At 41.3% G+C, this 11,771-nt stretch carries 9 protein-coding genes and 1 tRNA gene; 1 reads left to right on the forward strand and 9 read right to left on the reverse strand.

Translation table 11 applies throughout. The annotated features are described in order from the left end of the window. Positions 1-49 precede the first annotated feature (49 nt). The 8 genes from BANH1_RS02135 to BANH1_RS02170 all read right to left on the reverse strand — a co-directional run bounded on the left by BANH1_RS02135 (position 50) and on the right by BANH1_RS02170 (position 8,162). Positions 50-880 (reverse strand): uracil-DNA glycosylase, encoded by an 831-nt coding sequence (locus tag BANH1_RS02135; RefSeq protein ID WP_015397792.1) that lies wholly within the window; start codon positions 878-880, stop codon positions 50-52. Positions 881-1,020: 140 nt separating this feature from the next. Further along, positions 1,021-1,779 carry a hydroxymethylpyrimidine/phosphomethylpyrimidine kinase gene (locus BANH1_RS02140; RefSeq protein ID WP_015397793.1) on the reverse strand — a complete coding sequence of 253 codons (759 nt, stop codon included), beginning with the start codon at positions 1,777-1,779 and terminating at the stop codon, positions 1,021-1,023. After that, entirely contained in the window at positions 1,770-2,375 is a 606-nt protein-coding gene (locus BANH1_RS02145) for a thiamine phosphate synthase (protein WP_015397794.1), read from the reverse strand. Before BANH1_RS02145 ends, BANH1_RS02140 begins: the two co-directional genes overlap by 10 nt. Beyond that, complete coding sequence (locus BANH1_RS02150; RefSeq protein ID WP_015397795.1) at positions 2,372-3,145, reverse strand: thiazole synthase; 774 nt, start codon at positions 3,143-3,145, stop codon at positions 2,372-2,374. The genes BANH1_RS02145 and BANH1_RS02150 overlap by 4 nt, the downstream gene beginning before the upstream one ends. Positions 3,146-3,149: 4 nt before the next feature. Beyond that, entirely contained in the window at positions 3,150-3,347 is a 198-nt protein-coding gene (gene thiS / locus BANH1_RS02155) for a sulfur carrier protein ThiS (RefSeq protein WP_015397796.1), read from the reverse strand. A 3-nt stretch (positions 3,348-3,350) separates the two neighbouring features. Continuing rightward, positions 3,351-4,301: an FAD-dependent oxidoreductase gene (locus BANH1_RS02160; protein ID WP_015397797.1), complete on the reverse strand. Its 951-nt coding sequence runs from the start codon at positions 4,299-4,301 to the stop codon at positions 3,351-3,353. After that, complete coding sequence (gene thiC, locus BANH1_RS02165; RefSeq protein ID WP_015397798.1) at positions 4,298-6,133, reverse strand: phosphomethylpyrimidine synthase ThiC; 1,836 nt, start codon at positions 6,131-6,133, stop codon at positions 4,298-4,300. Before thiC ends, BANH1_RS02160 begins: the two co-directional genes overlap by 4 nt. 805 nt (positions 6,134-6,938) lie before the next feature. Next, complete coding sequence (locus BANH1_RS02170; protein ID WP_015397799.1) at positions 6,939-8,162, reverse strand: porin; 1,224 nt, start codon at positions 8,160-8,162, stop codon at positions 6,939-6,941. 300 nt (positions 8,163-8,462) lie between these two features. Here BANH1_RS02170 and BANH1_RS02175 point away from each other — a divergent pair. Beyond that, a tRNA-Ser gene (locus BANH1_RS02175) sits at positions 8,463-8,553 on the forward strand. A 385-nt stretch (positions 8,554-8,938) separates the two neighbouring features. Here the strand turns inward: BANH1_RS02175 and BANH1_RS02180 are convergent. Next, positions 8,939-10,894 (reverse strand): DUF1561 family protein, encoded by a 1,956-nt coding sequence (locus BANH1_RS02180; RefSeq protein ID WP_015397800.1) that lies wholly within the window; start codon positions 10,892-10,894, stop codon positions 8,939-8,941. Between the last annotated feature and the right edge of the window lie 877 nt (positions 10,895-11,771).

Consider the following 11,771-nt stretch of genomic DNA (forward strand, 5'->3'; position numbering starts at 1 on the left):
AACGGTTGGAGTAGCATTTATATTTTTAGAAAAAGGAAGAGATAAGAAATCACGGGAGGCTATCTAAACGGTTTTTTACTTCTAAAAAATCTACCCATGTGAGCTTTTTTTGACTAGGTGTTCGTAAAAGATAAGCAGGGTGAAAGGTCGGCATAACAGGTATTTGAGTGTTATCTTTATCTTCGTAAGTTTGCCATTTTCCCCTTATGCGAATAATTCCGCTTTGTGTTCCTGTGAGAAATTGCGTTGCAACACCTCCTAATGCTACAAGGACGCAGGGCGCGGCCAACTGAATGTGCCGTTCAATGAAGGGACGGCATAAGGCGATCTCTCTCGGCGTCGGTGTACGATTTCCTGGTGGACGCCAGGGGACGGTGTTGGCTATGTAAACATCCTGCCTTGTTAAGCCGATCGACGCCAGTATTTTATTAAGAAGCATGCCCGCTTTTCCCACGAATGGAAGCCCTTGTAGATCTTCTTCTCGTCCAGGCGCTTCTCCTATAAGCATAAGCGGGCTCCCCGCCGTTCCATCCGCGAAACAAGTATTTTTGGCCGTCAGTTTCAGTGAACAGCCATCAAAAGCAAGGAGGGCAGACTTTAATTCATCGAGTGTACGAGCATTTTTTGCCATCTCTGTGGCTGAAAATGCGGGCTGCGCGTTACTAAAATTATGGAGTGGACGGTCACATGGCGCTGCGGTTGGAGGTATTTGTTTGGGGCGAGTAATGTTATTACGCGCCTGTTTTAATTGCTGCCTCAGAGGAGAAGATTCATTAAAGTGATCAATGGGTGTCTCAACAAGTACAGCATCCACACCACTTTCTTTATAGAAGCTCAGCAGTTCTTCGTACGGAATCGAACATTCTATTTGTTTAGGCATCGCACTTCTTTGTTCGTAAATCGATCCGTCGATGAATAAACCAAGCGGGGCCATTCTTCAAGCTTTATGACGTATTTATTGCCGATTTTCTGCGTAAAATATTGACAGAACATCTTATAAAAAGGGGCAGGCTATTACGTTTAACGCTTTTTTTGACGGTGGTTTAGAAGGAGTGCGTGGATATACGCTTTCGCATTTTTGACGGCCTCAGTCATAGATTCATTTAACGCTAAGCGTGCCGCAATAGCACTCGAAAGAATGCAACCCGTTCCGCGCATCGTTCCTTTCAAACGTGAAGCAGAAATATTCATTATTTCAGTTTTGTCAATTAAGCTGTCGGTGGCAAGAGTATCGTTCGTATGGCCGCCTTTTATAAGTATATAGCGCGGACCGAACGAAAGGAGTTTTTTTGCTTGTTGTATTGCTTCTTCACGATTAGAAGCTAAAGGGCTTTGGCTGAGAAGAGCGAGCTCTCCCATATTAGGTGTCAGAAGATCAATATGGGGAAGCAATTTAGTGATCATAACCTCTATGATTTTTTCGGTTGTAAGTTTTCCTCCTGATGAAGCAACGAGTACAGGATCAAACACAACAGGAATATGGTTGTAGTCTTCTAGTACATCGCAGATTTCTGATATGATTTCTTGAGTACCCGTCATGCCGATTTTTATCGCACTGATTGGGTTGGCTTTCAGAGCTACCCTCATTTGCGCATTAACGGATTTCCCGCTCATGGGCGTAATTTCGGCTACGTGGTTGTTGTCTTGTACATTAACAGAGGTGATTGCCAAACTTGCTTTTATTTCAAAATGCGCCGCTGTTTCTATGTCCCGGACAATACCAGCACCCCCTGTGGGATCGGTGCCTGCGACGATAAGAATAGAAGGCACTAACGCCATGCTTTAGTCGCCTTTATCCACTGTTGGGTGCGATCTTCAGGTTTTTTATGTAAGATAATATCGGTCACAACAGCGGCACTATCAGCTCCCGCCTTCAAAACATCAGCCGCACGTTCTGGAGTTAAACCGCCGATGCAAACTAAAGGCAAGGTACCAATTTGTTTTTTCCATTGTTTAATTTTCTCTAATCCTTGCGGCGCCCATTTCATTTTTTTCAAGATCGTAGGATAAATAGGACCAAGTGCAATATATTCCGGATGAGCAGATAAAGCGGTGTCCAATTCATGTTCGTCGTGAGTGCTAAGACCAAATTTGATACCATTTTTACGGATCATAGGAATATCAGCTTGACTCAGATCTTCCTGCCCAAGATGAATAAAGTCGCATTTTTTATCGATTGCTATTTTCCAGTGATCATTAATAATTAATTGCGCTCCAAATTTATCGCATATATTTTTTGCTCGTTCTATATGCTTACTTATTGTTTCTGTATTTTCGTTTTTTACGCGTAATTGTACTAATTTGATCCCAATAGGGACTAAACGTTCTACCCAATTGGCACTATCAACAATGAGATAAAATGGGTCAAGTTTCACGAAAACACCGCCCTCCCAATAACTGGCGTTGAAGGTACAGCTACATTACGTGCTTCGAGCATTCCTGCTTTGTAGCCCATACGTCCTGCTTGAATGGCCTTAGAGAATGCTTCAGCCATCAATATAGGGTCACTCGCTTTAGCGACAGCGGTATTGAGCAGTACTGCGTCATATCCTATCTCCATGGCGGTAGCGGCGTGAGATGGACGTCCAATACCTGCATCGATGACAAGAGTAAGGTCAGGGAGGTAAGCACGAATAGAGCGCAAGCCGTCGAGATCACGGGGACCTCTGGCAGACCCAATAGGAGCACACCAGGGCATAATAACGCGACAGCCAATTTCAAAGAGTTTTTCGGCCACAATAAGGTCGTCGGTTGTATAGGCAAAAATCTGAAATCCTTCATTATTTAGAATTTTTGCTGCTTCAGCTAAGGAAAAAATATTTGGCTGTAATGTATCTGGATTACCAATAACTTCGAGTTTAATCCAAGAGGTTTTAAAGAGATCTCGTGCCAGTTGAGCAGTAGTGACGGCTTCTTTGACAGTGTAACAACCGGCTGTGTTGGGAAGCACTGTTACACCAATTTCTTTGAGAAAGTGCCAAAATTGTCCACTTTGCTTCCCGCCTGCGGTCTCTCGACGCAGTGAAACTGTGACAATTTCCGTACCGGATTTACGAATAGCATCACGAAGAACGGCCAGTGATGGGTATTGAGCTGTACCCAATAAAAGGCGGGAAGAAAATTCACGGCCATAAAAATTTAACATAATCTCAGCCTCCTTGCATTGGGCTTAGAATTTCAATTTTATCTCTTTCATGTAAGACAAACTGACTCCGTTTATCCAAAGGAACAACTTCAGCATTGACAGCGATCGCCAGCCAATTTCCTTCATAACCTAATTCTTTAAGAAGTGAACTGAGATAAGTTACTTCTGTTTGTAATATTTCACCATTGACAGATATTTTCATGTTTCATTCCAATGCCAATTTTACTGCTCGTTTTGCCATTTCTGGGGACAAAAGGAAACCATGTCTATAAAAACCATTAATAGAAATATGATTTCCGTGTTTATGGACACAGGGTAAATTATCAGGATAACACGGGCGTATACCAACACCAGATTCGAGAATTTCCGCTTCAGCAAAAGCGGGGTGTAAAATATAGCTAGAATTAAGTAATTCCATCATTGATCTTGCTGAAATTGGACCGCTTGAATCACTTTCAATCATTGTTGCCCCAATCATAAAAATATTATTTTGTCGGGGGACTATATAGAGCGGAAACCGCGGATGAAGCAGGCGAATTGGACGAAAAAATTCAACATCTACACTGCGCATCAAGAGCATTTCGCCGCGTACTCCCCGTATATTTTTATCTTTTTCTGAACGCGCTATTCCTGTTGCATCAATAACAATATCAAAGTTTTTTTCGGATATTCCCACATCAACGAAATACGCTCCATTTTTTATAAGGGCTTCTTTCAAAGTAATAAGTGCTGTGCGGGGATCAATATGTGCTTCAGTTGCGTAAAAAAGCGCACAGTCAAAACGTCCCGCAAGATCGGGCTCAAGATGAGCTATTTCCGCGCTATCTATAATTTTATGATTGTGTGTGCGTGTCGAAAATCGTTCAAGTTCTATTTTATCGCGTGCAGGCGCTACAACTAAAGTCCCTTTGTGTGTCACAATTTCGGGAAATGTCTCGCTCCACCATTGTATGGCCTGTATACCAAGATCTTCAATAATCTGTTCAGCACTTTCTCTTTCACAATAAGGTGCCAGCATACCTCCTGCGTACCAACTTGCAGTTCCTATAGGGGAACGAGGAGGGGCGGACACAGTAACAGCAGCACCTTTTTGTTGCAACATAAAGGCAACTGTTAAACCGCCTATGCCCGCACCTTTGATAAGAATGTTTTTCAATTGTTCAGTGTTTCTTTTTCAGGGGAGGTGACCTTTATATAAAGATCACCATTTTTTTGATATTGTTTAGCCATGGCAGCCATACCTTCGTCTTTTATCGTTTTCATTGCTGCTGCATTACGGATGTCGTGAGAAATACGCATCGAGCAAAATTTAGGTCCGCACATAGAGCAGAAATGCGCTAATTTGTGCGCTTCTTTAGGCATTGTTTCGTCATGAAAAGCGCGTGCAGTGTCCGGATCAAGAGAAAGATTAAATTGATCATGCCATCGGAAATCAAATCGCGCGCGAGAGAGGGCATTATCACGCAATTGTGCGCCCGGCAAACCTTTGGCAAGATCAGCGGCATGGGCAGCGATTTTGTAAGCGATAACACCAGTTTTTACGTCATTTCTATCTGGTAGTCCTAGATGCTCTTTAGGTGTCACATAACAAAGCATGGCAGTGCCAAACCAACCGATCATAGCAGCACCGATTGCCGATGTAATATGGTCATATCCGGGTGCGATATCAGTTGTGAGAGGGCCTAAGGTATAAAAAGGCGCTTCGTGGCAGATTTCTAATTGTTTTTCCATATTTTCTTTAATTTTATGCATCGGTACATGGCCGGGTCCCTCGATCATAACCTGCACATCTTTTTCCCATGCAATTTTTGTTAATTGTCCCAAAGTTTCAAGTTCAGCAAATTGGGCCTCATCATTCGCATCAGCAATAGAACCAGGGCGCAACCCATCACCTAATGAAAGAGATACATTATACATGCGCGCAATGTCACAAATTTCATCAAAATGTTCGTACAGAAAGCTCTCTTTATGGTGATGCAGGCACCACTTAGCTATAATTGAACCACCTCGTGATACAATACCTGTTGCGCGGTCAATAGTCAGAGGAATGAAAGGCAATCTCAATCCTGCATGAATGGTAAAATAATCAACACCTTGTTCTGCTTGCTCAATGAGGGTATCACGGAAAACGTCCCATGTTAAATTTTCGGCAATACCATGCACTTTTTCAAGTGCTTGATAAATCGGAACAGTCCCGATAGGAACCGGGGAATTTCGGATAATCCATTCACGAATGTTATGAATATTACGTCCTGTTGAGAGATCCATAACTGTATCTGCGCCCCAGCGAATGGCCCAAACCATTTTGTCGACTTCCTCTTCCATAGATGAGCTGACTGCCGAATTGCCGATATTGGCATTGATTTTAACACGAAAATTACGCCCAATAATCATCGGTTCGCATTCTGAATGATTGATATTTTGTGGAATAATAGCTCGCCCGCAAGCAATTTCATTGCGCACAAATTCCGCAGTGTAAGTTTCTGGTATTGACGCGCCGAATGTTTCACCTGATGTTGTTTTTTTCTGGTCTTGTGTTACTAATCCCCCGTTTTCACGTATAGTAACATATTCCATTTCTTCAGTAATAATACCCGCGCGCGCGTAGGCTAATTGCGTGACCGCTTTACCTTTTTTTGCGCGTAAAATTGGGTGCTTTTGTTCAAAAGATGGCGCGAGATTTTTGTCTCTAGTTAAACCATTATCTTCCGGCTTAACTAATCGCGCGGGGTAAGATTCTGTGTCGGCACGCTTGGACAACCAAGGCGTGCTGATTGCAGGGAGTCCTTTTGTTATATCAATATGCACATTTTCATCAGTGTAGGGCCCTGACGTGTCGTAAACATTTAAAGGTTTTTCACCGCTGCCATCTGTCAATGAAATCTCGCGGAAAGGCACACGTACATCAGAAAAGAGAAGACTTTGTCTATAAATTTTGCGTGAATCGGGGAAAGGGCCGCAGCTAACTGATGGAGTATTTTTTTGCACAAATTTTTTCCTTATAGGCTCGCAGTTTAAAGACACATTGCAAGGTTAACGATGACGCACTCAACTAACGAACTACGTGAGCTTTGACCAGATTACATACTCTACCATTCTTACACTGGCGAATGTCTGATAAAGTCCGGGAAATACCACTTTGAAAAAACCGGTAAAAGCATTTTTAACAATGCCTTTATGTACACCCCAACCCCAATCAAAGTATCTTACTTGCATGGTCATGATCAGCTTAAATAATCACATTGTCAATTATAAAGATGTACGCTTAATAAGTTTGAATCGGTTTTTTAGAAGGAACAGAGGGAGCATTACAAACAGTTAACCTGTACTGTTTAAGCAATCTTCTCAAAGCGGCGGTACGAGGAAAAAGTATATAGTGATGACTTATACGTTATAATATTCAGTATAAAGAATGAAACCCGACTTATTAGCATCAGTATTTATGATAGTACTTGTCGTGAAGATAAAGGAGAAATAAATAAAAACAAGCAAATCGCATATATTACAAATAATTATCTATATATTTAGAGAATAAATTTACTTAATTAAGTTATTTGGTAATATATTTTTTGCTATGAGTTCAAGAAATTAATAAAAGTTTTAATATTAGTGGAGATGTTGTTTCTCATATTATGATATATATTTGCTTATACTCTGTTATCATTATTTTTTACGCAGTGGGATCGTAGGATATTTTATGATGACGATATTTTATGATGACGACGGGCACTTAAAAAACAAAAAAAACCGACGCCTTAGGCGCCGGTTTTTTTCAAATGTAAATTTTGAGGGACTAAAATGAACGCTGAAGACGGATCATGGCTTGTACAGCGCTCTTTCCATTTAAAGCATATTTATAACTCTGGCCGGAGTCATTTTTGCCTGCAAAAGTGCGATCATCTCCCCAAGAAACGTAGGTCAATTCAGGTGTGATGACAAAGCCTGGGACGAGCGTGTACGAAATATTGACGGAAGTTGCGAAGGTTTTTACAGCGCTATAAGAAACTTGGGCATTGAAATTTGCTTTTGGACTAATTTTGTAAGTAGCACCAGCCCAAGCAGCCCATGCGCCCCCCCAGTTTGCGTAGATCGTCGTATTTTGCCGCGACAATGCATTATCTTGATCCACTGTATAGTAATCAACATTATTTTTATAGCCGCCCATCACCCAGAAATTGATATAATCATTGAAGTTGAAGTCCGCGCGCACTTTAGCAGCCCATTTTCTGTAATAGGCGTCATAAGCAGAAATCGCTGAGAAGCCACCCCATCCTTGCATAAATTTGACACCGAGGAGGACATTAGGTACGTAGCCCTTTATCCGCTTACTCGGGAGTTTATCATCAGGAACGATGTCGATTTTGTCAGCTTTATCGACGTAGTAATAATCGATTTTGTTACCTGTTTTAGTTTTAAGAGCAGGACCCGAATCGTTACCTAATTCAGCTCCTATTATAGCCGAGAAACCAGAATCGCCGTTAAAGGTATAGGCAATAACATTTGTGCGTGTATTACCTGATGGTGCTATGCTGTCGTCGTTCATAACTTGACCATAACCGCCGGTCCAATCATCAAAAATTGTGCTATCAAGACCTACACGAAACCCTCCAAGCTCAATATAAGCAGCATTGAGCCGAGCGCCGTAACTATCTTTTCCTTCACTCCATTGCGAGCTGATTTTTGCATATGAGCGGAGTGTCCCTAATTCTGTTTCAGAGGCAGTCTGAAAAACAAGGGTTAAGCGTGAGGCCGCAGTATAGGTTTTTTTACGATCCTCCAAATCAGCATCAGTTACTGCGTCGATGTTCTTACCACCTAGGAGATCGGCACGAACATTTCCTGATAAACGTATACAAGTTTCTGTTCCGGGGATATAAAAATATCCCTTACCATACGCATCGCAAACGCGAACATACCTCACAGGTTTTGGTTCCGCAGTACCTTCCGAAGCTGCTTTTGCCCCGGAAATTGCTACAGTAATCACTGTAGAGCTCAGAAGGAGTGTTTTAATATTCATACCTAATCTCCAATGGAAATTTAATATTTTTAAAGAGGCACCACCTGTAGGATAACAGAGTAGAATACCGATATTTAAGAACGCTAATAACTACAATAATCTCCGTGAAACATACAAATACGAAATGGATCCATTAGAGGTCATCAACGCACTATTTGCGATAATGTGGCAAAAAAGCTACAAATTTATTCGTTAATTTTGTGTTCAATTTGAGGGAATGAAAAAACAAAACCCCAGATATTTTTGAAAAAAATCGAAAATGTCTTGAACTTTTTGCTTATACCGTTTATGCACCGCTTCGGAGAGGTGGCCGAGTGGTCGAAGGCGCTCCCCTGCTAAGGGAGTAGGGCCCAAAAGGCTCTCGAGAGTTCGAATCTCTTCCTCTCCGCCACAATCTGTTTGAATTAAAAGGTCACGTGAAAGTAAGTTTTTGCTTTTGCATTTTTTGCGATTCTGTTTTTAACTTCCTTCTCATTCTTCATAGATTCTATTGTGAAACATTTTGGTCGGCTCCCTTAGTTTAGGATCGCATTTTCTTTTTAATGAAAATACAGTCCTAAATCGCGACGTCACTGTATTCTAATTTACGGTATTTTTATGATCGGCGGCTCTATGTATATATTTTAAATATCTATTTAGGCCCCTTACTAAAAAGAAAGCCAGCTAAAATTTTTTAACTGGCTTTTTAGTAAAGGATCATCGACCGAACTGAACACAGCGCTCATAGTTTTTTCAAGAAAAATTAGAAAAAACCACGAGCATTGTATTTTCTTTCTTTAAAAAGAACATCTCCCGCTTGCACACTGATTGACTAAAGCGCTCCTCGGTAATTGGCCACTTCCCCTTCTATCTTCTCCTTCCCCGGTACAATTACTTTGGGAGAGTGTAATACTCAGAGGCTGCTCTTCCTCTGGGCCTAGGCGCAGTGTAGCAAAGGAGTTAATGGTTACATTTGTACGCTGAGCAAGCCGCAACATAACAAGATTAGCATCAGTTGTTTCCGAAACTTCGTTGGTAAACTGGAAGAAGCTCATTATAGTGTTCGTCGGAATCACTTTAAGTCCATTAGAAGAACGCAAAATCGGAAGTGCATGCCTGGCCGTACCACCACCTTGGAGAGTATAGCTAACTAAACCAATCCATATTGTCCCAGGAGGCGCGTCAAGAAGTCTTCTGATGGAATCCAAAATAGCACTACGATCTGTTGCTAGATTCGACAACATCCAACTGAAGCGGGGCAAAACAGACTGAGTTGTCGAAGATGCTATCCTCGCAGCAATCATGTCACTTGTTTCTGTTGGAGACAAAGGAACGCCATAAAATTGAGGAGCATTTTGCATAACATTATGGATTGAAGCAAACCTTTCTCTTAACGAAATCATCGGGTCAGTACTGGGGGCTGTATCAAAGAAATAGCCTCCGCTTGAACGGGGAGGACCCGAAAAATTCTCTTGAAGTTCCGCAATCATCTGATAAGTTTGCAAAAGGCAGGTGCCGCATATCCCCACCGAAGCTGTAACATCAGACGTAGAGGTCGCTATCGCATAAAGCCGCTTGCGCCATGCTTCGTTGAATTGAAAATTAGGAGGGAGGGACCGCTTTACTCTCCGTTTAGATTCGGAAATATTTTGCTTGTTTCCCGGAGCTGGGCAGTAAGGAAGGGCGTCCTCTAAATTTGCTGTAACATAGCGGTTCCAGCGCTCAATATCATAATCTAAAACAAATTCAGATGTGGGGGAATTTGTTGTATCTTTTTCGATATAATCGGGCCTCATCGTATAAGGCGTTCCCCAATTGGAGCCATACTGAGTAACCCTTAAAAGATTACCTCCACGGTCTAAAATTGGCCCCTCGCGTCCAGCTAAAAGAGAAATATCCCAGTAGCCGCTATCTTTCGTAGCGGGAATATTATCGTTGCAAAATGACCACTTGGCCCAGTCCCAATCTTCGTGAGAAGATTGCCGAGAAGTCATGCAAGAAAGTAAGCCGGAGGAAGGAAAATATCTAGCGATATGGCCATTTTCGGGGTTATAGTAAAGATTAAAGACCTCAGATTTAGAGCCATCATCCGAAATGTAATACATAGAAAAACCAATATCGCTCTTAAACTTCCAACCCAGGGAAGTTTTGAAGCTCATATTACCGGGAGTTGCGATGGTATTTATCCATTTCTCCATCGCGGGGCTTAAGGTATGGTCGTAATAATCTTCTTCATTGTTTGAGATATAAGCGTACCACTTATAATCTTTCACACGAAACTTTTCATCGGCTGTATAAAAGGCATTATTTTTAATAACCCAGCGCTGGTTGGCATCGTTGATGACGCAAGGCCTGAGCGTAATGTAACCCCAATTCGCTGTCGCTTTCTCATCAATACCTGTAACCGAGCCTGGAGCCGCCATACATAACCAAACATTTTTAACCTTCCAAGCTACCCTCTGAAAAACATCATATCGGGCAAATTGAACATTGGGAGAAGCGCAGTCATCGATGTAAACGTAACTTTCACCATCCACGAAGGCTGGAGCATAACAATATTCCCCTCCGTTGTGAACTTTAACGCGGATAGCTTTATCAATAGGCATATCAGCAAGCTTTTGAGAAGCAGGAGAAGCAGCGAGAGAATCGATAAACACTACAAAAATAAAAAAAAACGAAAAAAATTCCAGGCCGCTTTTTTTCTTTAAACTACGACCACTTAAACTCAGAAACGCAATTTCATTGTGTCTCATCGTACATCAGCCTTAATGTTTAACAATCCAAGCCGTATTCAAGGCCGATTTTAAGATAAAAAAGAGTTAATTAAAACAGGTTATTTGAAAAAAATGGGCAAATTATGGCAAAAATATTCCAACCTAAGAAGCAACAACTAAAAATTCGCGTAAATTTCGGCTTGATTTTTAGCCAATTTAAGAGCCTTAAAAAGATTATAAAACCTATGAAAGCTATGTTTGCGTTGTTAAAAATTACCAATTACGCTGGGTATAAGAGGGCAATTTTTTAAAAAGTAGTCAGTTTTTATCATTGATAAAATAGCAGCAATATGCGCAGGCCTTAATTAGTCTCTTCGAGAGTACCTTATTATATATTGGAGACTTTGGCTTGTTGGTGCGCTTGTGGTTTAAAAAACATGACTGAGCGTTGTTAGGCATACAATAGCTTTACTGAAAATGTATAGCAACGGCCTGCGTATTGTATTTTCGCGCACTCGGTATCTTATTTAAGATATTGGTCAAAAATATTTAATGATACGAGGGTTCATTTTGAATATTTTGGCAGAAGCTATTATTAAATTAGCGACAGAAAGTACGGTACTTTCAGAACGCTCAGTAAGTTGTATTTTAATGAAGCTTCCCCAGATGTAAGACCGTTCTTTAATTAGCGAGGCAAATATTAGCTGTGCTATCGCACGCTTGAATACGGGTATTTTTCTCTTATTTCGATTTATAATACTACTCGACATCAAGGATTATTAGGTGCTAGGGGGTATCAGATGTGTAAGTGCTTATGTCTCACATTGCTGTTACAGCTTTTAAAATGATCCTGGATATTTTAGGCTGTGTCAAAGGTGAAAAAGAGCGAAAATTTATATTGCTGCCGAATTAATGT

The sequence above is a fragment of the Bartonella australis AUST/NH1 genome (assembly GCF_000341355.1).
GTDB classification, from domain to species: Bacteria; Pseudomonadota; Alphaproteobacteria; order Rhizobiales; family Rhizobiaceae; genus Bartonella; species Bartonella australis.

Bases quoted from the DNA above. Each gene is read 5' to 3' on its own strand.
- BANH1_RS02135 (WP_015397792.1), bottom strand. From the start codon at position 880: ATGCCTAAACAAATAGAATGTTCGATTCCGTACGAAGAACTGCTGAGC.
- BANH1_RS02140 (WP_015397793.1), bottom strand. From the start codon at position 1,779: ATGGCGTTAGTGCCTTCTATTCTTATCGTCGCAGGCACCGATCCCACA.
- BANH1_RS02150 (WP_015397795.1), bottom strand. From the start codon at position 3,145: ATGTTAAATTTTTATGGCCGTGAATTTTCTTCCCGCCTTTTATTGGGT.
- thiS (WP_015397796.1), bottom strand. From the start codon at position 3,347: ATGAAAATATCTGTCAATGGTGAAATATTACAAACAGAAGTAACTTAT.
- BANH1_RS02170 (WP_015397799.1), bottom strand. From the start codon at position 8,162: ATGAATATTAAAACACTCCTTCTGAGCTCTACAGTGATTACTGTAGCA.
- BANH1_RS02180 (WP_015397800.1), bottom strand. From the start codon at position 10,894: ATGAGACACAATGAAATTGCGTTTCTGAGTTTAAGTGGTCGTAGTTTA.